Annotated in this window: 20 protein-coding genes and 1 pseudogene; 7 read left to right on the top strand and 14 right to left on the bottom strand. The window is 73.0% G+C overall.

The genetic code is table 11. The features are described 5' to 3' along the window. Window positions 1-2 precede the first annotated feature (2 nt). Complete coding sequence (locus tag JOE35_RS06650) at window positions 3-1295, top strand: DUF58 domain-containing protein (protein ID WP_209560430.1); 1293 nt, start codon at window positions 3-5, stop codon at window positions 1293-1295. A gap of 349 nt (window positions 1296-1644) precedes the next feature. Here JOE35_RS06650 and JOE35_RS06645 read toward each other — a convergent pair whose 3' ends face one another. Next, on the bottom strand, window positions 1645-2640 hold the full coding sequence (locus JOE35_RS06645) for a stage II sporulation protein M (protein WP_209560429.1): 996 nt from the start codon (window positions 2638-2640) through the stop codon (window positions 1645-1647). Between the two features lie 18 nt (window positions 2641-2658). On the opposite strand from JOE35_RS06645, the gene JOE35_RS06640 reads away from it, so the two are divergent. Beyond that, window positions 2659-3597, top strand: coding sequence for an RDD family protein (locus tag JOE35_RS06640; protein ID WP_209560428.1), 939 nt, complete (start codon window positions 2659-2661; stop codon window positions 3595-3597). Between the two features lie 80 nt (window positions 3598-3677). Here the strand turns inward: JOE35_RS06640 and ahcY are convergent, their stop codons facing one another. The 4 genes from ahcY to JOE35_RS06620 are packed head-to-tail and all read right to left on the bottom strand — an operon-like array spanning window position 3678 to window position 7157. Beyond that, complete coding sequence (ahcY, locus tag JOE35_RS06635; protein WP_209560427.1) at window positions 3678-5153, bottom strand: adenosylhomocysteinase; 1476 nt, start codon at window positions 5151-5153, stop codon at window positions 3678-3680. Between the two features lie 54 nt (window positions 5154-5207). Beyond that, on the bottom strand, window positions 5208-5531 hold the full coding sequence (locus tag JOE35_RS06630) for a metal-sensitive transcriptional regulator (RefSeq protein WP_209561917.1): 324 nt from the start codon (window positions 5529-5531) through the stop codon (window positions 5208-5210). Next, window positions 5531-6955: a phosphomannomutase/phosphoglucomutase gene (locus JOE35_RS06625; protein WP_209560426.1), complete on the bottom strand. Its 1425-nt coding sequence runs from the start codon at window positions 6953-6955 to the stop codon at window positions 5531-5533. Before JOE35_RS06625 ends, JOE35_RS06630 begins: the two co-directional genes overlap by 1 nt. After that, window positions 6945-7157 (bottom strand): DUF3499 family protein, encoded by a 213-nt coding sequence (locus JOE35_RS06620; protein WP_209560425.1) that lies wholly within the window; start codon window positions 7155-7157, stop codon window positions 6945-6947. Before JOE35_RS06620 ends, JOE35_RS06625 begins: the two co-directional genes overlap by 11 nt. Before the next feature lie 35 nt (window positions 7158-7192). Between JOE35_RS06620 and JOE35_RS06615 the strand changes: the two genes are divergently transcribed. Next, on the top strand, window positions 7193-7642 hold the full coding sequence (locus JOE35_RS06615) for a hypothetical protein (RefSeq protein WP_209560424.1): 450 nt from the start codon (window positions 7193-7195) through the stop codon (window positions 7640-7642). A gap of 31 nt (window positions 7643-7673) precedes the next feature. On the opposite strand, the gene JOE35_RS06610 is transcribed toward JOE35_RS06615, so the two are convergent. The 5 genes from JOE35_RS06610 to manA form a co-directional block, all read right to left on the bottom strand. Next, window positions 7674-9083, bottom strand: a complete 1410-nt coding sequence (locus tag JOE35_RS06610) for a DUF5719 family protein (RefSeq protein ID WP_209560423.1) — start codon at window positions 9081-9083, stop codon at window positions 7674-7676. Further along, on the bottom strand, window positions 9076-11928 hold the full coding sequence (locus JOE35_RS06605) for a glycosyltransferase (protein ID WP_209560422.1): 2853 nt from the start codon (window positions 11926-11928) through the stop codon (window positions 9076-9078). The genes JOE35_RS06610 and JOE35_RS06605 overlap by 8 nt, the downstream gene beginning before the upstream one ends. A 174-nt stretch (window positions 11929-12102) precedes the next feature. Continuing rightward, window positions 12103-12453: a WhiB family transcriptional regulator gene (locus tag JOE35_RS06600; protein WP_194612560.1), complete on the bottom strand. Its 351-nt coding sequence runs from the start codon at window positions 12451-12453 to the stop codon at window positions 12103-12105. 142 nt (window positions 12454-12595) lie between these two features. Beyond that, the gene (gene galE / locus JOE35_RS06595) at window positions 12596-13555 is read right to left on the bottom strand and encodes a UDP-glucose 4-epimerase GalE (protein ID WP_209560421.1); all 960 of its coding nucleotides are present in this window, start codon (window positions 13553-13555) and stop codon (window positions 12596-12598) included. Between the two features lie 54 nt (window positions 13556-13609). Then, window positions 13610-14776 (bottom strand): mannose-6-phosphate isomerase, class I, encoded by a 1167-nt coding sequence (manA, locus tag JOE35_RS06590; RefSeq protein ID WP_209560420.1) that lies wholly within the window; start codon window positions 14774-14776, stop codon window positions 13610-13612. A gap of 235 nt (window positions 14777-15011) precedes the next feature. Between manA and JOE35_RS06585 the strand changes: the two genes are divergently transcribed. The 3 genes from JOE35_RS06585 to JOE35_RS06575 are packed head-to-tail and all read left to right on the top strand — an operon-like array spanning window position 15012 to window position 19459. Then, entirely contained in the window at window positions 15012-16208 is a 1197-nt protein-coding gene (locus JOE35_RS06585) for an acyl-CoA dehydrogenase family protein (RefSeq protein ID WP_209560419.1), read from the top strand. Between the two features lie 43 nt (window positions 16209-16251). After that, window positions 16252-17619, top strand: a complete 1368-nt coding sequence (locus JOE35_RS06580; protein WP_209560418.1) for an O-antigen ligase — start codon at window positions 16252-16254, stop codon at window positions 17617-17619. A 10-nt stretch (window positions 17620-17629) separates the two neighbouring features. Beyond that, window positions 17630-19459: a hypothetical protein gene (locus JOE35_RS06575; RefSeq protein WP_209560417.1), complete on the top strand. Its 1830-nt coding sequence runs from the start codon at window positions 17630-17632 to the stop codon at window positions 19457-19459. On the opposite strand, the gene JOE35_RS06570 is transcribed toward JOE35_RS06575, so the two are convergent. Then, entirely contained in the window at window positions 19456-20235 is a 780-nt protein-coding gene (locus tag JOE35_RS06570; RefSeq protein WP_307802970.1) for a polyprenol monophosphomannose synthase, read from the bottom strand. The genes JOE35_RS06575 and JOE35_RS06570 overlap by 4 nt on opposite strands. Before the next feature lie 62 nt (window positions 20236-20297). Here JOE35_RS06570 and JOE35_RS06565 point away from each other — a divergent pair, with 62 nt between their 5' ends. Further along, complete coding sequence (locus JOE35_RS06565; RefSeq protein WP_209560416.1) at window positions 20298-21611, top strand: exopolysaccharide production protein; 1314 nt, start codon at window positions 20298-20300, stop codon at window positions 21609-21611. Here JOE35_RS06565 and JOE35_RS06560 read toward each other — a convergent pair. The 3 genes and pseudogenes from JOE35_RS06560 to JOE35_RS06550 form a co-directional block, all read right to left on the bottom strand. Next, complete coding sequence (locus JOE35_RS06560; RefSeq protein WP_209560415.1) at window positions 21573-22913, bottom strand: hypothetical protein; 1341 nt, start codon at window positions 22911-22913, stop codon at window positions 21573-21575. The genes JOE35_RS06565 and JOE35_RS06560 overlap by 39 nt on opposite strands. A gap of 22 nt (window positions 22914-22935) precedes the next feature. Continuing rightward, window positions 22936-23631 (bottom strand): annotated as a pseudogene (locus JOE35_RS06555) (ABC transporter ATP-binding protein); the annotation flags it as partial. A gap of 42 nt (window positions 23632-23673) precedes the next feature. Then, window positions 23674-24627, bottom strand: coding sequence for an ABC transporter permease (locus tag JOE35_RS06550; RefSeq protein WP_209560414.1), 954 nt, complete (start codon window positions 24625-24627; stop codon window positions 23674-23676). Window positions 24628-24655: the final 28 nt, after the last annotated feature.

Genomic DNA, 24655 nt, shown 5'->3' with positions numbered 1-24655 from the left:
TCATGGCCGTCACCGGATGGTTCGTCGCGCTCGTCGCGCTCGGCGTCGTGCCGATCGTCGCGACGGGCAGCGCCTGGGCGCTCGTCGGCTGGCTCGTGCTCGTGCTCGCCCTCGGGGGGCTGGACGTCGCGCTGGCGGCGTCGCCGCGCCTCCTGCGCATCCGTCGTGAGCTGCCGGGGCCCGTCCGCCTCGGCGAGACGACCTCGGCCGAGCTGGTCGTCGTCAACGAGGGGCGCCGCACGCTGCGCGGAGTCGTCCGTGACGCCTGGCAGCCGTCCGCGGGGGCCTCGGTCACGCGTCGTGCGCTCGTCGTCCGGCCCGGTCGCGCCTGGCGCGCCACCACGACGCTCACGCCGTTCCGACGAGGCGAACGGCGAGCCGAGGAGGTGACCGTCAGGTCGATCGGCCCGCTCCGCCTCGCGGGGCGCCAGGCCGGGCACGCCGTCCCCGGCGTCGTGCGCGTGCTGCCGCGTTTCTCGTCCCGCCGCCACCTCCCGTCCCGTCTCGCCCGCCTCCGTGAGCTCGACGGTCGCACGAGCGTGATGATCCGCGGTCAGGGCACCGAGTTCGACAGCCTGCGCGAGTACGTCAGGGGCGACGACGTGCGCTCGATCGACTGGCGGGCGACGGCCCGCCGCAGCGACCTGGTCGTCCGCACCTGGCGTCCCGAGCGCGACCGTCGCGTGGTGATCGTGGTCGACAGCGGCCGCACCTCGGCTGCGCGCATCGAGGACGAGCCGCGGCTCGACACCGCGTTCGAGTCGGCCCTGCTGCTCGGCGCGCTCGCGTCGCGCGCGGGCGACCACGTCGACCTCGTCGTCGTGGACCGCCGCGTGCGGGGCCGTGTGCAGGGCGCGACCGGAGCCGCGCTGCTGTCGACGATGGTCGAGACGATGGCCCCGATCGAGCCGGAGCTCGTCGAGACCGACTGGTCGACCGTGCCCGGCCTCGTCCGCTCGGTCACCACCCAGCGCTCGCTCGTCGTGCTCGTCACGCCGGTCGACTCCCCCGGCTCCGCTCGCAGCCTGCTCGCCGCCGTGCCGCAGCTCAGCCAGCGTCACCTCGTCGTCGTGGCGTCGGTCACCGATCCCGACCTCGCCGTGGCCGCCGTCACGCGGACGAACCGGGACGAGGTCTACCGCGCCGCCGCCGCGGAGCGCGCCCGGCTCGACGTCGCCCGTGTCGCGGCCGCCCTGGGCCAGGTCGGAGCCGACGTCGTGTCGGGCTCGCCCGCCGACCTGCCGCCGGCGCTGGCCGACCGCTACCTCGCCTACAAGGCCGCCGGCCGCCTCTGACCCGCGCCGCGCCGCGCCCCTCCCCGCTCCCCGCTCCCCGCTCCCCGCTCCCCGCTCCCCTCCTCATTCAGGAACATCGGTCCTGATCCGTGCGACGGGGGGAGGCGCGGTCCTGAACCGTGCACGACTCAGGACCCGGCGCGCCCGAGTTCCTGAACACGGCAGCACCACCCTGGCCGCGTGCACCCTCGCCCGCTGATCCGAGTCCGGGTCCGGTCTCTCCGCATTCAGGACCGCGCCTCCTGAATCGTGCCAGCGCAGGAGGCGCGGTCCTGAACCGTGCACGACTCAGGACCCAGCCCCGCCGAGTTCCTGAACACGGCAGCACACACGAGCGCCGAAGGCCCGCTCAGCCGGCGACGAGCTCCGTCGCCCCGGCCTCGAACTCGTCGAGGTCGCCGGTCTGCCCGGCCCGGTGGGCCCGCCCGCCCAGCACCCACTGGTACGCGAGGAACCCGGCCAGGGCCACCGTGCCGATGCCGATCTTGATCGGCCACGGCCAGTCCTGGCGGGTGACGAAGCCCTCGATCACGCCCGACACGAGCAGCGCCAGCATGAGCCCCACGGCGACCGTGATCAGCGCCCGGCCGTCCTGGGCGAGCGCCTGTCCGCGGGTGCGCGCGCCGGGTGCCACCCACGACCAGAAGATCATCAGCCCCGCGCCGCCCGCCACGAAGATGCTGTACAGCTCGAGCTGGCCGTGCGGGAGGATGTACAGGAAGAAGTACTCGAGGCGCCCCTGCTCGGCCATCAGGCCCGCCGAGATGCCCACGTTCATGGCGTTGTTCAGCACCACGTAGGGCACCCACACCCCGGTGATGCCGAACGCGACGCACTGGGCGGCGATGAAGGCGTTGTTCGTCCAGACCTGGCCGGTGAACGACGAGGGCGCGCTCTCCGAGTAGTAGTTCACGAAGTCCTCGGTCGCGAACTGGCGGCGGAACTCCTCCGACCCGAACGACGCGAGCACCGCAGGAGACCCGGCTGCCCAGACGGCGAACGACGTCGCGACGACGCCGGTGACCAGCAGCACGGCGATCGACAGCCAGCGCACCCGCCAGAGCGCAGCGGGCAGCTGGGCGACGAAGAAGGTCGGGACCTGGGAGGCGAGGTTGCGGCCGGCCCCGGTGAACCGGAGGCGTGCCCGCGAGAGGGTCAGCGACAGGCGGTCCGCGACCACGGACGGGCCCGCGGCCGTCTGCAGGGCCGACAGCTCGGCGGCACCCGACTGGTAGAGGCGGATCAGCTCGTCGGCCTCGGGACCGGTCAGGCGCCGACGGCGCGCCAGGGCCTCGAGTTCGGTCCACTCGTGACCGTGGGCGGCGGCGTAGGCGTCGAGATCCATTCTGCTTAGATACTAGGCATGTCCGACCCGACGACGCACCCGCCGACGACGCCGACCCGCGCGCGCCGGACGCGCGCAGGTCGCGACTCGAGGTCGGCGTCGGCCCCGACGCTGCGTCCCGACCAGGTCGAGTTCTTCGACGGCGCCGACGACCAGCTCGTCACGGGCGAGGCGGTCGGGCTCGACCGCCGTCCGACCGGCTTCGTCCTGCGCGTCGCGGGCGCCCTGATCGACTACCTCAGCTACGTCGTCGTGCTCGTCGGCCTCGTGCTGCTGGTCGTCTCGCTGAACGACCGCGGCGCCGTCGACGACGCCACGGCGCAGGCCCTGATGGTCGCGTCGATCGTCATCTGCCTGATCGGGCTGCCGACCGTGGTCGAGACGGCCTCGCACGGGCGGTCGCTCGGCAAGCTCGCGACGGGCGCGCGGATCGTGCGGACCGACGGAGGCGCGATCGGCCTCCGACACGCGCTCACCCGGTCGCTCGTCGGCATGCTCGAGATCGTGATGACGACGGGCGGGCTGGCGGTCGTCGTCGCCCTCCTCAACCGCTCGTCGCGGCGCCTCGGCGACCTCATGGCCGGCACCTACAGCCGCAACGAGCGGGCGCCGCGCATGGGGCGCGTCGTGGTCCAGGTGCCGCCGCACCTCGGCGGCTGGGCCGGCATGGCCGACGTGGCGCGCCTACCTGATCCCCTCGCCCGTCGTGTGTCGTCGTTCCTGCAGCAGGCGCCCGCCCTCCGCCCCGACAGCCGTCGGCGCATCGCCGAGGCCCTCGCCGCCGAGCTCGCCCCGTTCGTCTCCCCCCTGCCCGAGACGGACCCCGAGTCGCTGCTGGCGGCGGTCTCCGCGCTCCGTCGCGAGCGCGAGGGCGTCGCCCTGCAGCGTGAGGCCGCCCTGCTCGACAGGCTGGAGCCCGCCCTCACCGGGACGGTGCGCGGCTTCCCGCGACGCTGATCACGGCCGCGACGACGCACGAACGCACGAACGCCCCCGCCCCGTCTCGACGACGGGCCGGGGGCGTTCGTGCGCCTGACTCAGTAGCGGTAGTGGTCGACCTTGTAGGGGCCGTCGACGCTGACGCCGATGTACTTCGCCTGCGCGTCGGTGAGGGTGGTGAGCTCGACCCCGAGGGCGTCGAGGTGCAGCCGCGCGACCTTCTCGTCGAGGTGCTTCGGCAGCACGTAGACCTCGATCTCGTAGTTCTCGCGGTGCGCCCACAGCTCGATCTGGGCGAGCACCTGGTTCGTGAACGAGTTGCTCATCACGAACGAGGGGTGGCCGGTGGCGTTGCCGAGGTTCATCAGGCGGCCCTCGCTGAGCACGAGCACGCTGCGGCCGGTGGGGAGGCGCCACTCGTGCACCTGGGGCTTGATCTCGACGCGCTCGGCGCCGGCGAGCGACTCGAGCCCGGCCATGTCGATCTCGTTGTCGAAGTGGCCGACGTTCGCCACGATCGCCAGGTGCTTGAGGGCGAGGAGGTGGTCGACCGTCACGACGTCGAGGTTGCCGGTGCCCGTGACGAGGATGTCGACGGTCTCGACGACGGACTCCAGACGAGCCACCTGGTAGCCGTCCATCGCGGCCTGGAGGGCGTTGATCGGGTCGACCTCGCTCACGATGACGCGTGCGCCCTGGCCGCGGAGCGCCTCCGCGGCGCCCTTGCCGACGTCGCCGTAGCCCGCGACGAAGGCGACCTTGCCGCCGATGAGCACGTCGGTGGCCCGCATCAGGCCGTCGGGCAGCGAGTGGCGGATGCCGTACTTGTTGTCGAACTTGGACTTCGTGACGGAGTCGTTGACGTTGATGGCGGGGAACAGCAGCTCGCCGGCGCGGGCGAGCTCGTACAGGCGGTGCACGCCCGTCGTGGTCTCCTCGGTGACGCCCTGCAGCTCGGCGCCGATGGTCGTCCAGCGGTCGGTCGACTCGGCGAGCGAGCCGCGGAGAACCTCGAGGATCACGCGCCACTCGTGGCTGTCGCCGGGGGCGTCGTCCGGCACCGCGCCGGCGAGCTCGTACTCGCGGCCCTTGTGCACGAGCATCGTGGCGTCGCCGCCGTCGTCGAGGATCATGTTCGGCCCCGTGAAGGAGGCGCCGGCCGAGGCCGCCTCGGCTGACCAGTCGAAGATCTGGGAGGTGCACCACCAGTACTCGTCGAGGGTCTCGCCCTTCCAGGCGAAGACGGGCACGCCCTGGGGCTGCGCCGGGGTGCCGGTCGGGCCGACGACGATCGCGGCCGCCGCCTCGTCCTGCGTGGAGAAGATGTTGCAGCTCGCCCAGCGCACCTGGGCGCCGAGGGCGGTGAGGGTCTCGATCAGCACGGCGGTCTGCACCGTCATGTGGAGCGAGCCCGCGATGCGGGCGCCCGCGAGGGGCTGGGTCGGGCCGAACTCCTCCCGCAGGGCCATCAGGCCGGGCATCTCGTTCTCGGCGAGGCGGAGCTGGTGTCGGCCGGCCTCGGCGAGGGACAGGTCGGCGACCTTGTAGGGCAGCGTGGTCGTGTCAGTGGGCATGCGACCATTCTCGCCCACGCCGCCCCGTGTGTCGCCCAGGATCGGGCGACCGCCTCAGGAACGCACGAGCCGCGCGATGGCGGCCGACGCCTCCGCGATCTTCGCGTCGGCCACGGCGCCGCCCTCGCGCGCCGCCTCGGCGACGCAGTGCGCGAGGTGGTCCTCCAGCAGCTGCAGGGCGACCGTCTCGAGGGCCTTCGTCGCCGCGCTCACCTGCGTCAGCACGTCGATGCAGTAGACGTCGTCCTCGACCATGCGCTGGATGCCGCGGACCTGGCCCTCGGCACGGCGCAGCCGCGTGACGATCTGCTGCTTCGACGCGCTGTAGCCAGGGGCTGCCTGCGCGTCGACCGCGGCGCCGCCCTCGTGGTCGGCCATCACGACGCCCGGATCAGCGCCAGGACCTCGTCGCGCACCGACTCCATGCCCGAGCGCGTCGCCGCCTCGGCGTTCAGCCGCAGCAGCGGCTCGGTGTTCGAGGGGCGGACGTTGAACCACCAGAAGGCACCGTCGGCCGACTCCCCCGACACGGTCAGGCCGTCGAGCTCGTCGAACTCGCCTCGGCCCGTGAACGCCTCGACGACGCGGGTGTAGGCGGCGGGGACGTCGGTGACGGTCGAGTTGATCTCGCCGCTGGCCGTGTACGGCGTGTAGCGGTCGGTGAGGGTCGACAGCGGCTCGTCCTGGTGTCCCAGCTCGGCCAGCACGTGCATGGCGGCGAGCATGCCGTTGTCGGCGCCCCAGAAGTCGCGGAAGTAGTAGTGCGCCGAGTGCTCGCCGCCGAAGATCGCCCCGGTCGTGCGCATCTCGTCCTTGATCAGCGAGTGCCCGACCCTGGTGCGGACCGGCACCGCCCCGGAGGCGACGATCGCCTCGGGCACGGCGCGCGAGGTGATGAGGTTGTGGATCACCGAGATGGAGGCGTCGGGCTCGGCCGCCCGGACGCGGGCGATCTCGCGGACGGCCACGATGGCCGCGACGGCCGACGGGGTGACGGCTTCGCCCTTCTCGTCGACGACGAAGCAGCGGTCGGCGTCGCCGTCGAAGGCCAGGCCGAGGTCCGCCCCGTGGGCCACGACGGCGGCCTGCAGGTCGACGAGGTTGGCGGGCTCGAGCGGGTTCGCCTCGTGGTTCGGGAACGTGCCGTCGAGCTCGAAGTACAGCGGGACGATCTCGAGCGGCAGCGCCGGGAGCCCCGCCGCGTCGCCGAGGACGGCGGGGACCGTCAGGCCGCCCATGCCGTTGCCCGCGTCGACGACGACCTTCAGGGGCCGGACGTCGGTCAGGTCGACGAGGCCGCGCAGGTGGGCGACGTAGCCCGGCAGAGCGTCGTGCTCGCGGAGCGACCCCACCTGGTCCACGGGCTCGATGCCGTCGGCGAGGTAGCGGGCCGCACGGTCGCGGACCGACGACAGGCCCGTGTCGAGGCTGATGCCCTGGGCGCCCGCACGGCTCATCTTGATGCCGTTGTAGGTCGCGGGGTTGTGGCTGGCGGTGAACATCGCCGCCGGCGCGTCGAGCGAGCCGGACGCGAAGTAGGACTCGTCCGTGGAGCAGAGCCCCAGGGAGACGACGTCGGCGCCCCTGGCCTGGGCTCCGCGCGAGAAGGCCGCCGCGAAGGCAGGCGACGAGTCGCGCATGTCGTGGCCGACGACGAGGTCGCCGCCGGCCGCCCCGACCTCGTCGGCGAAGGCGGCCCCGAAGGCCTCAACGACCTCGTCGGTCAGCTGCGACCCCACCAGGCCGCGCACGTCGTAGGTCTTGACGAAGGCGGTGAGGTCGGGGGTGTTCTCAGTAGTCATGCCCCAAAACTACCCGGCGCAGCACGTCCCAGCCCCTGGGCACGGACAACGACGACGCGTGTCGGGCGCACAAGTCGTACCCGTGCGGCTCCGCGCGGTCGCTCAGGGGGCCGACGACGACCATCGAGTCGGCGTACACGTAGGTGAGGGTCGACACCGCGTCGTCGTGGCAGGCGACCTTGCTGCAGGGGCGGGCGTTCATCGCCCGCCACGATACCGCCGGTCTACGATGGCGAGATGCCGAGGCCACGCCGAGTCCGCGTCACCGACCGTTCCCGACGTCGGGACCGGCACGGCCGCGGGCTCCGCTCCTCCGCCGCCGGTCCGCACCTGCCCTTCCTGCGCACGAGGGTCGAGCTCTTCGACGACCTCGTCGCCGAGACGGCGGACCACCTGCGCGAGCTGTGGCCGGACGACCTCGCCGACGTGACCTTCGAGGTCGCGGGCCTGCCGGCGCTCCCCGACCCGACCAGGGTCGAGCGGTGGCGGGTCGACCGGGCCGCCCGCACCGTCGTCGTGTACCGGCTCCCGATCGAGCGGCTCTCGCACGTGCCCGAGTCGAGCCGCCAGGGGGACGGCGAGTGGCAGCACCGGGTCCTCGTCGAGGGCTGGGTGCTGCAGGCCGTCGGCGACCTGCTCGGCAAGGACCCGTGGGACCTCTCCCCCGATCGCTGGCGCGACCGCTGACCTACGGGCAGCTGACCTCCGGGTGGCTGACCTACGGGTAGACGACCACCGGCGTGGACGCCGGGAACGCCGACGTCACGGGTGACGACGCGATCGCCCCTGCCGCCGACCAGCTGACCGCGGCGCGCAGCCCGTCCGCGTCGCGCAGGGTGAGGACGTCGCCGCCGGAGACGGGGACGTCGACCGTGCTGCCCGCCGGCACCGTGAGCTGCTGCTCGTCGTCGCCGACCTCGACCACCGCCGTGACCGCCTCCGAGCCGGGGTTCGCCATCGACAGGGTCGGCCCCTCGCCCCGCGGCACCTGCACGAGGGTGTCGCCGCGCAGCGCCGGGGCGGCGGCCGCCCAGGCGAGGTCGACCGCGCCCTCGGCCGAGATGGTGGAGGTGCGGGCACCGGCGACGACAGGCACCTGCGACTCGAGGGTGGCCGTCCAGGTGCCGTCGGCGAGCCCGTCGACCGGCACGTCGGCGACCCGGCCGGCCTCGACCCTCGTCTGGAACGTCGCGCCGGTGCCGTCCGCCGTGGCGAGCGTCACGGCGACCTGCGCGGCCTCGTCGCCCGGGACGTAGATCCGGACGACGCTCTGCAGGTCGGCCGACGAGGGCTCGGTGAGCGCGCCCTCGAGGGCGGCGGAGTCGCGCACCACGATCCCGGGCACGACCACCTGACGGGAGGGCGCGGCCGCCCCGCTGACGATGTCGACCCCGCCGGGGTCGAGGGTGCGGACGACGCTCTGCTGCAGCGAGGCGACGATGCGCCCGCCCCGGCTCTGGACGTGGACGACAGGCGACACGAGCCCGGTCGCGAAGCCGGAGAGCGGGACGACCTTCTGGCTGCGGGGGGCGACGACGATGCCGTCGATGCCGGGTCCCTGCACGCGGCCGTTCTCCGCGGCGATGCCGAGGTCGACGGTCGAGTTGACGTCGGTGGGGTTCACCAGCACGACGAGCGACACCCTGCCGGTCTCGGTCGATCCCCCGACGAGCCAGGTCGAGCTCGTCGGCTCGGTGCACGGGGCCGCCGCGAAGCCGACGAGCTCGCCGGAGGACACGCTCTGGCTCTGGGCCGCGGCCACGAGGGGGACGTCCGTCCCCTCCACCGGCGTCGTCCACAGCACGGGGTCGGAGTCGCTGCCGTCGGCCCCGGCCAGGGCGGTGCTCTCGTCGTCGCCCGTGCTCGAGGCGGACGCGACCTGGGCACGCCCGACGGAGCTGGCCGTCGTGGCCTGCTGGCCCTCGTCGTCCGAGAGCTGCAGGAGGCCGCCCGCGCAGACGCGCTGCTGGTCGACCGCCACGGGGGTGACGAGCTGGCCTGCCGGGACCGTCTGGAGCGTCGGCAGCGGCAGGACGCCAGCGGCGCCCACGACGACGGCTGCCACGGCGAGCCCGGCAGCGCCGAGCGCGATGCGCCGGGTGCGCGCGATGAGGGGTCGCTCAGTCATCTCTCTCCTCGTCGAAGGTGGTGGCGGGCTGCTCCGACTCCGGCACGCCGGCGCGTGAGCGTCGACGACGGGGAGCCGTCGGCACGGCCAGCAGCAGCGCGGAGCCGAAGACGAGCGCCCAGCTGATCAGGACCACGGGGCGGAGCGGCCCGGCGTCGTCGCGGTCGGGGGCGACGCCCGAGGCGTCCACCCAGCGCCACAGCAGGCCGTTGGTCGTCTCGCCGACGGGCTGGAACGACGCGGTGCCGTCGAGGGCCTCGCTCGCGCGGCGCTCGAGGGCCTGCGCCTCGTCGTCGCCGTCCGTGGCCTCGCCGAGCAGGACGAACCCGACGCCGAGCTGGTCGAGGTCGTCGGACGGGTCGAAGCCGCTGATGCTCACGAGGTTGCCCGCGAGCACGGTGAGGTCCTCGTTCGTCGAGGTGAGTCGCTGCGCCGTCGCGTCGAGGGTGGACTGGTCGTCGAGGGTGGCGCCCTGGCCGTGCTCGAGCGAGACCGCGAGGGAGCCGTCCGGCTGCGGCGATAGCACGAGGGTTCCCACCTCGGGCGAGGCCTCCGCCTCGGCAGTGACGTACGCGGAGAGGATGCGGCCCGAGCTCGGGCGGACGTCGCCGGTGCCGACGTACGACGCGATCACGAGCGGGAACACCGACGCCACGCTCACGGCGGCGACGACGACCCCCACGGTCGGCGCCACGCGCGGCAGCCGGTCGAGGGTCACCGCGGCGGCGCCGACGAGGCCCAACAGGTACAGGCTCAGTCCGCCGCCGGCCCAGACCGAGGTCGTCTCGCTGCCGACGCCCGAGATCGAGACGTGGGTCGCGGCGACCGCGGTCACGAAGCCGAGCAGGGCGAGCGACAGGGCGGGGACCGCCCGGCGGGCCTGGCCGACGAAGGGCGCGGCGACGGCGAGGAGGGCCAGTGGGGCGAAGGCCGCAGCCACGACGATCGCGGCCGTCGAGCCGCTCACGCCGAGCCCGGCGAGCAGGGTCGTCCAGCCGTTCAGCCCGGTCTCGGGCGAGGCGACGAGCAGCTGCCACGGCGACGCCGGCTCGATCCTGGCGGGCACGCCGGGGTCGGCGAACAGCCCCCACCAGGTGCCCCGGGAGATCTGCGCGGCGGCGAGCGGCACGAAGAGCGCCACGGCGGGCAGCGGGACGGCGAGCATCCGGTGGATGCCGCGGGGCCGGGTGGCGAGCGACCCGAGCCAGATCACCACGAGGGCGGGCAGCAACGAGGGCGCCGAGGCGGCGACGACCGCGAAGAGCAGGGAGGCGGTCGCCCCGGCCGCCCATGACCTCGCCGACCCGATCAGCGCCCAGATCAGGAAAGGGAGCGCGACGTGGGCGACGACCGCGCCGATGTGGCCGGACTGGAGGCCGGACAGGAGGGGCGACGAGAGCGCGTAGACCGCGGCGACGACGGCCGGCGTCCACGCGCGGCTCGTCACGCGACGCGCGGCGAACCACGCGCCGAGCGCCGAGGCCGGCAGCGCCGCCAGCCAGAGCACGAGCACTGCGGTGGACGGGGACCAGAAGGTGATCGAGCCGAGCACGGCGAGCACCGCGGTGAACGGGTCGCTGGGGCCGACGAAGCCCGTCCCGATCTCGTGACGGCCCCAGCCGACGTTGTCCCAGAGCTCGGGGACCGAGGTGCTGAGGGGCAGGAGACCGCCGCCGGTCAGCGCCGGCTGCGGCAGGAACTCGAGGAACGCGACGACGCCCACGACGGCCGCGACGAGCACCACCCAGAGCCCGCCGGAGCCGATGAAGCTCGCCCGCGGGTCGGTTGCGTCCTCTCCGTGCGCTACGAGCGCGTCGCGGTCGCTGACGCGACGCTCGCGGATGAGGTTGAAGGAGGCGCGGAGCGGCTCGACGGCCGACCAGCTGGTCGTCCGCGTGCTCGCGAGCGCGCGCCTCGCCGGCAGGACCCGCGAGCCCCCGAACGCGGCCGCCAGGGCCGTCGCGAACTCGCCGGGGACCGCCCCGGGGTTCTTGGTCAGGAGGTGCCAGACGGAGCGGACGAAGGCGAGGGGGACGAGCGAGAGCCAGTGCAGCGGCAGGGCGGCGGGCGGCGCGTAGACGAGCCGGCGGTGCAGCTGGGCGGCGCGGTGCAGGCGGACGGCGCGGGCGTGGCCGCCGGGGGCCTGGCCGAAGTCCTCAGGCTGGCCGGCGCTGGACACACGCGCGTCGGGCACGAGCACGACGCGGTGCCCCGCGAGGCGCGCGCGCACCGAGAAGTCGAGGGCCGCGTCGACGTGCGGCAGACCAGGGTCGAACCCTCCCAGGGCCGTCCAGACGCTGCGGCGGACCAGCATGCCCGCGGCGGCCACCCCGAGGACGTCCTCGTGGTGGTCGTGCTGCCCCTGGTCGAGCTGGCTCTCGACGAGGGGCATGGAGGCGCCGTACCGGGTCATCGTCTCGCCGAACTCGGCGATGACGGTCGGGTCGTCGAGGCGCATCAGCTTCGGCCCCGCGACCGCGACGGAGGGCGACACCTCGACCTGGGACAGGAGGCGCTCGAGAGCCTCCTGGCGGGGCACGTTGTCGTGCCCCAGGAACCACAGCCACTCGTCGGGGTCGGCGGCGCCGTCCCTAGGCGAGTCGCCGGGCCCCGAGACGCGCACGCCCTGCGCGAGCGCCTGGACGAACGTCGTGCCGGCGGGCACGCTGGTCAGCTGGGCCGCTCCGCTGAGCGACAGCCGCCCGGCCTCGCCGTCCTTGCCCCCGGCGTCGACGACGACGAGGGACTCCGGCGGGCGTGTCTGCCGCGACAACGCGTCGAGGGTTCGGTCGAGGTATGTCGCTCCACCAGGGGCGACGAGGATCGCTGTGACTCTCGGCTGCATGACCTGTGCAGCCTAGGTCGGGCACCCCTCGCGTCCACCGCGCCGCGCCGGTCCGTCCCTACCTGTGAGAGACCGATGACCGGCGGCGGACAGCCGCCTCGTCAGCCCCGGCACGACGACGGCGCCCGTCCCCTCTCGGGGGCCGGGCGCCGTGGAGACGTCGGGACGAACGGGCTAGGCCCGCTTGCGGAGCTTGCGGCGCTCACGCTCGGAGAGACCGCCCCAGATGCCGAAGCGCTCGTCGTTCTGGAGCGCGTACTCGAGGCACTGGGCCCGCACGTCGCACGAGGCGCAGATCTTCTTGGCGTCTCGGGTGGAGCCGCCCTTCTCGGGGAAGAACGCCTCGGGGTCGGTCTGCGCGCAGAGGGAGTCGACCTGCCACGAGAGCTGGGCCTCGTCCTCTTCGCCGGACCTGCGGACGCCGGGGACGCCCAGCAGCACCGGGTCGACGTGCCAGTCGTCGGGCACACCCGCTCGGACCGGTGCGACGAGGTCTCGGTCGTCACGGCTCTCGTCGATCGCCATGGCACATCTCCCCTCGTGTCGCTCGCTCCCTGGACGGCTGCGATGTGCCAATTACACCGGTGTAGTTCGCCTACGTCAAGTCGGACCCCATAAACCCTGCACCCCTCATCGAGGGTCAAGCGGGCTCCGGCGTGTCGCCGGGTCAGCCGCGCGGAGCCGCGTCCCAGGCGCTCGCCACCATCTCGAGCAGCGTGTGGCGCATCTCCCAGTCGAGGTCGCGGGCCGCCAGGGCGCCGTCGGCGACGATGCGGTCAGGGTCGCCGGGGCGGCGCGGGCCGACCTCCGGCGTGAAGTCGATGCCGGTGCCCTCGCGCATCGCGTCCATGATCTCCGCGACGGACACCCCGCCTCCGGAGCCGAGGTTGTAGGCGGCCTCGACCGGCTCTCCCGCGTCGAGGCGGCGCGCTGCGGCGACGTGCGAGACGGCGAGGTCGGCCACGTGCACGTAGTCGCGCACGCAGGTGCCGTCGGGGGTGTCGTAGTCGTCGCCGTTGATGCGCGGCGCCCGCCCTGCTGCGAGCGCGTCGAACACGAGCGGGAACAAGTTGTGCGGGCTGGCGTCCCAGAGGTCGGGCGAGCCGGAGCCGACGACGTTGAAGTAGCGGAGGCTGGTGTGCCGGAGACCGACGGCCGTCGCCTGGTCGCGGAGCAGCCACTCGCCGATCAGCTTGCTCTCGCCGTAGGGCGAGGCGGGCGCCTTCGGGGTGTCCTCGGTGACGACGTCCGTGGGCGGGGTGCCGTACACGGCGGCGCTCGACGAGAAGACGACGCGGTCGACCCCGGCGTCCGCCATGGCGCCGAGCAGCACCTGGGTGCCCGTCACGTTCTGCTCGTAGGTGTGCAGCGGGCGCTGCACCGAGACCCCGGCGTACTTGTAGCCGGCCACGTGGACGACCCCGGTCACGCCGTGCTGCTCGATCGCCGCCGCGACGGCGTCGCGGTCGAGGATGCTCGCGCGGACGAACGGCACGTCGCTCGGCACGAACGCCTCGAGGCCGGACGAGAGGTCGTCGAGGACGACGGCGTCCATGCCGGCCCCCGTGAGCTCGCGGACGACGTGGGACCCGATGTACCCGGCACCGCCGGTGACCAACCATGACATGGCGTCAGCCTAGCGAGGCGAGGAGGCGCCTCCCGGCCGTGCGGCGCTCGCGCGTCAGGCGGGCGTCGCCACCCACAGGAGGCCCCCGCCGCTGACCGCGAGGCGGACCTCGTCGGGGGTCACGAAGGCGGACTCGCCCCTCGCGAGGTGGATCGTGCCGTCCTGTCCCTTGACGTCGACCTCGCCCTCGGTGACGAGGAGGATGCTCGGCCCGCCGATCTCGACGACCGCGCCCGCGCCTCCTGCGTGCACGCGGAGCAGGGCGAAGCCGGTGCCCTCCGGGGCGAAGCGCTCGACCCCCTTGGCCACCTCGACCGGCCGGAGCCACGGCACGGGCAGCGGCGAGAACTCGAGCACGCGCAGCAGCTCGGGCACGTCGACGTGCTTGGGGGTGAGGCCGCCCCGCAGCACGTTGTCGGAAGGCGCCATGAGCTCGATGCCGAGCCCGCCGAGGTACGCGTGGACGTTGCCCGCCGGAAGGAACAGCGCCTCGCCGGCCCGGAGCGACACCCGGTTGAGCAGCAGCGACACGACGACGCCGGGGTCGCCCGGGTACAGGCGGTCGAGCTCGACGACGGTCGCGGTGCTCGGGCTCGGGTCGGCGACCGCCCGTGCCAGCTCGGCGACGGACCCGACGACCCGTCGCGACTCGTCCGAGCCGTCGAAGAGCCAGGCGAGCGTCGACTCGAGCGAGGCCGCGACGCTGCCGCGCAGGGCCGACAGGCGGCCGGTCCCCGCGTCGATCGCGTCGATGTCGGCCAGGGTCTCGGCCGGGTCGCGGAAGCCGCAGAGCGCGTCGAAGCGCTCGCTCAGGGCGACGATGATCTCGGGCTTCGGGAAGCGGTCCTTGTAGTTGCGGTGCGGCGCGTCCAGGGGGACGCCCGCCGCCTCCTCGCGGGCGAAGCCCTCCTCGGCCTGCTCGGGCGTCGGGTGAGCCTGGATCGACAGCGGCTGGTCGGCGGCGAGCACCTTGAGCAGGAACGGCAGCTCCGTGCGGCCCCGTCCGAGGGCCCTGGCCGGCTCGGCGGCGAACCAGTCGGCCAGGGTGTCCGCGCCGTCGACCACGGCGGGGGCCACGACGATGCTCGGCGACCCGGCGTGCGCCCCCAGCCAGAGCTCGGCCTCCGGCCTGCCCGACGGCCGTCGTCCGAGCAGCTCGGAGATCGCGGTCCGGGAGCCCCACGCGTAGTCGCGCGGGGTGTTGGTGATGGCGAGGAACATGGCTCTCCGTGCGTGTCGTGGGTCGTGCCCGTCGGGCGGCGTGCGCGGCGACCCGGCGGCCGGGCTTGGGGCCCCTCTACAAAGGGCCGAGCGCACCGGCCGGGAGGCCTTGGCCAAAACTACCAAGCTCTTTGCCGCTGCCGACCTGCCTGCCTAGGCTCGCCGCGTCTCACCCGGGACGGCGGCGCGCTGGCGTCGTCGTCGCCACCACGACACGGAGCAACGGAGCCACCTGATGTCCACACCGACCCTCACCTCGTTCACCTCGCTCGCCAGCGACTTCTACGGGTACGAAGACCTGCTCACCGACCGCGAGAAGTCGGTCCTGGCCGACCTGCGGAGCTACCTCGAGACGGAGGTGAAGCCGATCGTCAACGACCACTGGGCACGGGCCGAGTTCCCGACGCGGATCGTGAAGGGGCTGGCCGACCTCGGCATCTTCGCGCTCCCCTGGGAGGAGACGCGCCCGTTCGAGAACTCCGCCGTGTTCCGCGGCTGGGTCGCGCTCGAGCTCGCCAGGGTCGACGCGTCCGTGGCGACCTTCGTCGGCGTCCAGAACGGCCTGGCGATGGGGTCCATCAGCGTCGGGGGCTCCCCCGAGCAGCGGGCAGAGTGGCTGCCCCGGATGGCCAGCGGCGAGCTCGTGGGCGCCTTCGGCCTCACCGAGCCGCTCTCGGGCTCCGACTCGGCGCAGGGCCTCCGCACGGTCGCGACGCGCGACGGCGACGACTGGGTGCTGAACGGCTCGAAGCGCTGGATCGGCAACGCGACGTTCAGCGACCTGACCATCATCTGGGCCAAGAGCGCCGAGGACGGCCAGGTCAAGGGGTTCATCGTCCCGACCTCGACCCCCGGCTACACGGCCACGAAGATCGAGGACAAGCAGAGCCTCCGGATCGTGCAGAACGCCGACATCGTGCTCGACGGGGTGCGCGTGCCCGAGAGCCTGCGCCTGCAGCAGGCGAACTCCTTCCGCGACACGGCCTCCGTGCTGCGGCTCACGAGGGCAGAGGTCGCCTGGGCGGCGGTGGGCAACTCGATCGGCGCCTACGAGGCGGCTCTCGCCTACGCCGGGGAGCGCATCCAGTTCGGCAAGCCGATCGCCGCTCACCAGCTCGTGCAGGACCTGCTGGTCAAGTGCATCGGCAACATCACCGCGTCGCTCGGCATGGTGGTGCGGGTGTCGCAGATGCTCGACGACGGCAAGCAGCGCGACGAGCACGCCTCGCTGGCCAAGGCCTACACCACGGCCCGCATGCGCGAGACGGTGGCGCACGCCAGGGAGGTGCTGGGCGGCAACGGGATCGTGCTCGACTACGACGTCGCCCGCCACTTCGCCGACGCCGAGGCCCTCTACAGCTACGAGGGCACGCGCGAGATGAACACGCTCATCGTCGGGCGCAGCATCACCGGCCAGGCGGCCTTCGTCTGACCACCGGCCCGGCGGGGGCGCGCCGTCGTCTAGCCTGGTCCGCATGACGACGACGCTCCCCGCTCGCCGTGCCGCGCCGGCGCCTCCCGAGCGTGCTCGCACGCTCTTCGCCACGCTCGTCTTCCTCGTCCTCCTCGGCGGCGACGTGCTGCGCAACGCGACGAGCTTCTGGGGCTGGGGCGTGGTCTGCGGCGTCATGGTGATCGCGGCGGCGGTCGTCGTCGCGCGGCACCCGCCGCGGGTGCGGACGCTGCCGCGCCTCCTCGTGCTCTGGCTGGCCTTCGCCGTCGTCTCGCTGGCCTGGTCGCAGTACCCGGCCGCCTCGGCCATCGGCATCGTCGCGACCCTGGCGACGACCCTCGGGGCCGTCGCCGTCACGTCGTCGCTGCCCTGGCCGTCGATCGTGATCGCCCTGGGGCGAGCGCTGCGGCTGCACGTCGGGCTCTCGCTGCTGTTCGAGCTCGTCGTCGGCGTGTTCGTCCGCCAGCCCGTCTGCACCGTCTACACCGACTGCTCCGGCGACGTGCCCGACGCCTTCTTCTGGTCACGCGCCGAGCTGTTCACCGGGGGCCGCATCCAGGGGCTGCAGGGCAACAGCAACATCCTGGCCGTGCTCGCGCTGCTCGCCCTCGTCGTGACGGCGGTGCAGCTCTCGGCCCGGCAGGTGACGAAGAACGCCGGCCGGGTCGGCATCGCCGCCGCCGTGCTCGCCCTCCTGCTCACGCGGTCGGCCACCACCCTGGTGTGCGCCGTGGCCGTGGCCCTGGTGCTCCTGCTGGTCACCAAGCTGCGAGTGACTCCCGTCGAGAGGCGTCCGCGGGTCTACGGCGCCGCCGCCGCGCTGGCGCTGCTCGCCGCGGGGCTGCTCGTGCTCGCGCGCGAGCCGCTGCTCGCCATCGCAGGCCGGAGCGGCGACCTGACCGGCCGCACCGACATCTGGGCTGCGGTGCTCGACCTCGGGGTGCAGCACCCCGTCGTCGGCTGGGGCTGGGTCAGCTACTGGATCCCCATCTCCGAGCCGTTCATCGACCTCGCCGAGCGCAACGGCGTCGTCTACCTGCAGGCGCACGACGCGTACCTCGACGTCTGGTTCCAGCTCGGCTGGGTCGGCCTCGTGCTGTTCCTGCTCGTGGTCGTCGGCGTGCTGCTGCGGGCGTGGTCGTGGGCGACCGACCGCCGCGTCCTCGGCGTGGGGCGCGAGGCCGCGTGGTCCGCGCTCGACCTGCTGCCCGTGCTGCTGCTGACCCTCCTGCTCGTCCACGGCCTGACCGAGTCGCGGCTCATCGTCGAGTGGGGCTGGGCGATCTTCGTGATCGTCATCGTCGTGACCCGGCGCGACGCCTACGGCTGGACGGATCGCGACCGGCCGCCCCCGCGTGTGGCGACCGGCGAGGGGCCAGACGCTCGATAAGGTCGAGCGGATGTCCTCCGCCACACCCTCGCCCGCCCGTCGCCGCCTCACCGACCTGGCCGCGGCGGCCGCGGCGGCGGTGATCAGCGTCGCCGTCGCGATCGTCGCCCTCAAGATCAGCCCGGCGGACCTCTCGCAGCGCTGGCAGGCCGGCGGTGACGACGCGATCCTGCACTACACGCTCTTCACCTCGGCGACCCAGTCGTTCTCCTTCGCCGACAACCCGGCACTCGGGTTCCCGGACGGCCTGAACGTCTTCTTCAGCAGCCAGGTGGACGTCGCCTCGGCGCTGGTCATGGCCGCCATGGCGACCGTGCTCGACGGCGGCCTGCTGATGCTGAACCTCTACTACCTCCTCACCTTCGCGGCGACCGCCGTGACCGGGTACGCGTTCCTCAGGGCGGTGCGCGTCCGGCCGGCGGTCGCGATCCTGTTCGCCGTGCTCTTCAGCGTGGCGCCGTACCACTTCTTCCGCGTGGCCGCCGGACACGCGTTCCTCGCCGCCTACTGGGCGATCCCGCTGGCCGGCATCCTCGTCCTGGTCGCGGCCGGTCCGTCGACGGATCCGTTCCGGCGATGGGGCGCGCGCTTCGCGTCGCCGCTGGCCCGCGGGCTGTCGCACGGCACGCCGATCGTGCTGCTGAGCCTCCTGATCGCCACCACGGGGGCCTACTACTTCGTCTTCGCCGCCATCGTGGTCGCAGGGACCTGGGCTGCCCGCGTCGTGGCCGTGCTGGTCCGGCGAGAGGGCGTCAGGCAGCTCGCGTGGCCCACCCTCGCGTTCGGGTCGCTCGCCGCGTCCGTCGGCGCGGCCCTGGTCGTCCTGGGGCTGGGCTTCGGCGAGCGGTACGCGCCGTACGTCAACGACCGGCTCGTCGGCGAGTCGGAGTACTACGCGGGCAAGCTCATCACCCTGCTCACGCCGTGGGCGGGCTCGGACCTGACCTTCTTCGACGAGTTCGCCGCCGAGTACGGCAAGGGGAACGCGATCTCGACGACCGAGCCACCCGGGGCGCCCCTGATCGCCTCGATCGGCATCGTCCTGCTCTTCGCCGTGGTGTTCGTCACCACCGCCACGTCGGGGCGCGGCCTCCAGGCCACCGCCGTGGGGCGCTTCGTCACCCGGCCGCAGGTCCGCGTGCTCGCCTTCGCGACGGCGTGGACCTTCGCGTTCTACATCGTGTCCGGGCTCGGGGTGTTCGTGGCGCTCGTCATCGGGCCGCAGATCCGCGCCTGGAGCAGGCTGAGCATCTTCCTGATCCTCTTCGGCCTGGCCGCGGTCGCCTTGCTCGTCGACGCCGTGCCGAAGAAGGCCGGCCTCAAGCTCGCCGCCGTGGTCGCGGTCGTCGCGGTCGCCGTGCCCGACCAGGTGACCGGGGTCGACCAGGCCTACCCGATCAGGCCCACCGACGGCACGCAGACCTCCGTCTTCGTCCAGGCGGCCGAGAAGGCGCTGCCCGACGGATGCGGCGTCGTGCAGCTGCCGCTGAAGAGCTTCCCCGACAGCGGCAAGATCGGCCAGCTGAACGACTACGACGAGGCCCTGCCGTACCTCTACTCGACGCCCGGCCAGCTCGAGTGGAGCTACGGGTCGGTCCGCGGCACCACGGGCTGGGACGTCTGGGCCGACGTGCGGGGCGCGCGCTCGTTCGCAGAGACCGTGGACGAGACGGGGGCCTGCGCCGTGCTGGTCGACACGGCTGGCTACAGCGACGCCCCTGACGGCTGGCGCCCCTTCGTCGAGGCAGCGACGGGCGACGCCGACGCGGAGGTGGCCTCGACCGACGGCCGGTACCTCCTGTTCGAGGTCGACGGCCCGTCGGCGTCGGCGTCGGACTAGCGGCCGAGGGCCCCTCGGAGCGCGGCGAGCCGGCGGCCGACGCCCCACTGCGTCACCCGGAGCATGGCCTCGACGACGATCGCCTGGCTCATCTTGGACTCGCCGCGCTCGCGCTCTCGGAACTCGATGGGCACCTCCACGACTCGCCTGCCCTGGTCGAGCACGCGCAGGGTCATGTCGACCTGGAAGCAGTAGCCCTTGGAGTCGATGTCGGTGAGGTCCATCGCCCGGACGGTCTCGGCACGGTACGCACGGAAGCCCGCGGTGACGTCCTTGAGGGAGAGGCCGAGGACGACGCGCGCGTAGGTGTTGCCCCCGCGGCTCAGGATCTGCCGGCTCAGCGGCCAGTTGACCACGCTGCCCCCCGGCACCCAGCGGGAGCCGATGGCCAGGGACGGTGCGTCCGGTGCCCGCAGGGCGACACGGGCGAGCATCGCGGGGAGCCGCTCTGGCGGGTGCGACCCGTCGGCGTCCATCTCGACGAGGAACTCGTAGTCGCGCTGCAGGCCCCAGCCGAAGCCGAACACGTACGCGGCGCCGAGGCCGAGCTTGCCGGTCCGGTGCTCGACGTGGACGCGCTCGTCGGCTGCGGCCATCCGCTCGACGATGTCGCCGGTGCCGTCCGGGCTCGCGTCGTCGACGACGAGCACGTGCGCCTCGGGCACGGCGGCCAGGAGACGACCGACGATGGTCTCGATGTTCTCGGCCTCGTCGTAGGTCGGGATGATGACGAGGGCTCCGCGGCCGGAGTGGTCTGGGTCGTTCGAGGGCAGCACGGCACGACTCTAGCCCAGGCGGCCCGGCCGGCCCGGGAGGTGCGGACTGCCATGATGGTCCGATGGGATCCCCGGGAGGCGCGCACGAGCCCCTGCGTCGCTACGTCTCGGCGTGGATCGGGTTCTCGGCGGGCGGGCACTTCAGCCAGGCCCTCACGGTCGCCGTCGTCGTGTACGCCTTCTCCGCCCACGCCGTCCGCGCGCTGATCGGCTGGCCAGGTTCCCTCGGCGTCCTGGTCTCGCTCGTCGCCCTCGCAGCCTGCTCCTTGTTCGGCCAGCGCCACCACATCGAGTGGCACGGCATCCTGCCCGTGTCGCTCATCGCGCTCTTCGGCTGGTGGGGCGTCTCCGTCCTCTGGAGCGACTACACCTGGGCGACCATCGGGGGTGTCGCCTACGCCGCCGCCTTCGGCGCCCTCGGCCTGTACCTGGCGCTCGGGCGCGACCTGGTGCAGGTCGTCCGCGCCTCCGGCGACGCCCTCCGCATCCTGCTGGTGACGTCGCTGGCCCTCGAGGTGCTCAGCGGTCTGCTGATCGACCAGCCCATCCGGTTCCTCGGCATCGCGGGCGACCTCGCCCTCGGCGGCCCCATCCAGGGGATCGCGGGCACGAGGAACTACCTCGGCTTCCTCGCCGCGCTGGGTCTCGTCACCTTCGTGGTCGAGTACCTCACGCGCTCGGTGGCCAAGGGCCTCGGGCTCGCCTCGTGCACGCTCGCCGCCCTCTGCGTCCTCTTCTCGCGTTCTCCGGTCACCGCCGCCGCGGTCCTCGCCCTCGTCGTGGCCGGTCTGGCGCTGCGGTCGTTGCGGAAGGCTCCCCCGGCCCGGCGCCCCGTCATCCAGGGCGTGCTGGCGGGGCTCGTGTCGCTCGGCGGCGTGGTCGCCTGGCTCAGCCGCGAGCGGATCTTCCCCGCTGTGGACGCGACGGGCGACGTCGACGTCCGCATCGCCCTCTGGGGTCGCCTCAGGCAGCTGATCGAGGTCAACTCGCTCCAGGGCTGGGGCTTCGTCGGGCAGTGGCCCACCGAGGTTTTCCCCTTCTCCACCTTGCTCACCCCGACGGGCCGCCCCTCGGCGACCGGTCTCGGAGCGCTCTTCGACACGTGGTTCCAGGTGGGGCTCGTGGGCGTGCTCCTGCTCGTCGCCGCCGGCGGCCTGGCCTTCGTCAGGGCGTGGGCGACCGCCTCCTCGCACCCGATCGTGGCCTACGTGTGGCCCGCGGTCGTCCTGGTGCTCATCGGCGTCGTCTCCATCGCCGAGAGCTACGCCCTCTTCGAGGGCACCCTCATGTTCGTCGTTGCGACGGCCACCATCGCCGCGCGGAAGCGTTCGTGGCGCTCACGGCTCGAGGCGCGCCCCGGGGCCGACCGGCGCTGACGCTGCCGCTGACGCCGCCGCTGCCGCGGCCGCCCGGCGGACGGACCACGCGGCCAGCGCCGCGGCGGCCACGGCGGTCGTCGCGGTGCCGGCCACCATGGAGGCCGCGACGGCCGTGCCCAGGTCGGCGGACGAGAGCAGGTACACCGCGAGGAGCACGGCGAGGCCGACGGGCCAGACGAGCGTGGCGAGCCGTTCGCGGTGGAGAGCCAGCAGGGCCTGGGTCACGACCATGGTCACGATCTGCAGGACGCACGACACGGCGAGCAGGACGAGGTCTCCCGTGGCGATCTCGTAGCCGTCGCCGAACCACGACACCACGAGCGCGCCCGTGAGCCAGACGAGCACGACCCAGACGACGCCGAGCCCGAGCACGGCGGCGTTCCACCCGGCCAGGGACCGGACGAGCGCGGAGAAGCGCGCCCGCTGCACGTCGACGGTGAAGCGCGTCAGCATGAGGGACTGGACCGCGTTGAACAGGAACAGCGGCACACGGGCGACGGCGAGCGCGGCCACGAGGCTCGCCGTGTAGGCGGTGGCCTCCCCGCTCACGGCGACCTGCGCCAGGATCACGCCGACGTTGACGAACAGCTGGAGCAGGAGCGACCCGGTGGTCAGCGCCGCGTAGGCCGCCAGGTCCGAGGACCGGGGCGTCGGCGGCACGCCGTGCGCCTCGGGCGCGGCCTCCCCCCGGCGCACCCCGACGAGCGCGACCACGGCCGCGACGATCGGCGCCACGACCAGTGCGGAGCCCAGGAGGCGCGGGTCCGTCGCCCCGCCCGCGGCCAGGGCCAGGACGCCCAGCACCTTGAGCACGCCCTCGAGCGACATCTCGAGCCCGTAGCGTCCGAACCGGCCAGTGCCGGCCAGCCAGCCGCGGACGGCGAACAGCGCCGTCGAGGCGACGAGGCCGACGGCGAAGAGGTACACGAACTCCGTCTGCCCGGAGAAGAGGAGGCGCCCGACGGGCTCGGCGAGGACGAGCAGCAGCACGAGCGCCGCCGCCAGCACGACGCCGGCGAGCGAGAGCGTCCGCACGACGATCGGCCTGGTCGACCCTCCCCCGTCCCGTGCACGGGCGATGCCCCGCGAGAGCATCTGCTCGACCGGCTGGAACAGCCCGACCGCGATGCCGGCCATCATGGTCCACAGCACCGAGACGGGCGCGCTCGCCACCCCGCCCACGATGTTGCCGACGAGGGCCAGGTAGAGGTAGTTGCACCCGCCCAGCAGGACGGTCCCGGTGCCCAGGGCGATCAGCGGGCTGCGCCCGCCGGGGCTCGAAGCGGCCCCGTCCGGCACCGTCACGCTACGAGAAATCCCGACGGAGGGCCGCGACGCCCTCGACGGGGTCGCCGTCGAAGATCACGGCGCCGTGCGACAGCACGACGGCCCGGTCGCACAGGTTCTCGACCGTCCCGAGGTCGTGGGTGACGATGACGATCGTCCGCCCCTCCCGCTGGAACTGGGCGATCTTGTCCAGGCACTTCCGCTGGAACGGCTCGTCGCCGACGGCCAGGACCTCGTCGACCAGCAGCACGTCGGGGTCGACGTGGATGGCGATGGCGAAGGCGAGCCGGACGTACATGCCCGACGAGTAGAACTTGACCTGCGTCTCGATGAACTCGCCGATCTCGCTGAACTCGACGATCGAGTCGAAGAAGCCGGTGATCTGCTGCTGCGTGAGGCCGAGGATCGAGCCGTTCAGGAACACGTTCTCGCGCCCGGTGAGGTCGGGGTGGAACCCGGCCCCGAGCTCGAGCAGCGCCGCGAGCTGGCCTCGGCGTCGCACCTCGCCCGTCGTGGGCTGGAGGATGCCCCCGATGACCTTCAGCAGCGTGCTCTTGCCCGAGCCGTTCGCCCCGATGAGCCCGACGGTCGTGCCGGCCTCGATGTCGAGCGACACGTCGCGGAGCGCCCAGAAGTCGTCCTTGTGCTTGTTCGACCTGGCGAGGTTGACGATCCGCTCCTTCAGCGACTTCTCCTTGCGGATGACGAAGCGCTTCGAGACGTCGGTCATCGTGACGACCGAGACGGGCGGGGTGGGTGCAGTGCTCACGGTTCAGATCTCCTGGGCGAAGTTGCCCTGCAGGCGGGCGAAGACCCGCTGGGCGAGGAGCAGCAGGACGAGGCCCACGACGCCGATGACGAGGAGGCGGAAGTCGAGGTCGGCAGGGAACGGCTGCGGCGGGATGACGGTGCCGTCGTCCAGCACGGAGGTCTCGCTGCCCGCGCGCCAGATCCCCTTCTGGAACGCGAGGATGATGTCGGTCATCGGGTTCAGCTGGTACAGGGTGACGATCCACTCCTGCCCGCGGGCGGCGGCCCGGTCGACGACCATGCCGAACGAGTAGACGATCGGCGAGGCCCAGAACAGGATGAGCAGCGCGACCTCGACGAGGTACTGCACGTCACGGAGGTACACGTTGACGGCCGACAGGAAGAGCGCGAAGGCGAGGCCGTAGATCACCGTGAGCACCACGGCCACCGGGATGTAGAGCAGATCCCACGAGACGGGGAACTGCCCGAGCACGAGCACCGCGGCGAGCAGCACCGCGAACTGGACGACGAAGTTGAAGAGCGCCGACCCGAGCGAGGCCAGCGGGAACAGCTCACGGGGGACGTAGACCTTCTTGATCAGCCCGGCGTTCGCGAGGATGGACGTCGTGCCGCCCGCGATGATCTCGTTGTAGAGGCCCCACAGCGTGAGGCCGGCGAAGACGTAGATGGCGAACTGCGGGACGGAGCGGGCGGCGCCGAGCACCTGGCCGACGGCGAAGTAGTAGATCGCGAGCATGGTGAGCGGCCGGATGAAGCTCCACACGAAGCCCAGCGCGCTGTCCTTGTAGCGGGCCTTCAGCTCGCGGCGGATCAGCAGGTCGAGCAGCGCCCGGTGCCCCCAGATGTCGCGCACCGCAGGGACGACGCCCGAGATGAGGCCGCCGCTCGCGGCGCCGGCCTTCTCGAAGGGAAGGGTCGCGATGCGCTGGACGCGCGCCTCGGATTCAGTACTCACGGATCTCCATGCCTCGCGCCTTCCGCGG

This window comes from Frigoribacterium sp. PvP032 (assembly GCF_017833035.1).
GTDB lineage: Bacteria > Actinomycetota > Actinomycetes > Actinomycetales > Microbacteriaceae > Frigoribacterium.
Note: the sequence above shows the minus strand (reverse complement) of the source record. Positions and strands in the feature narration are given on the sequence as shown.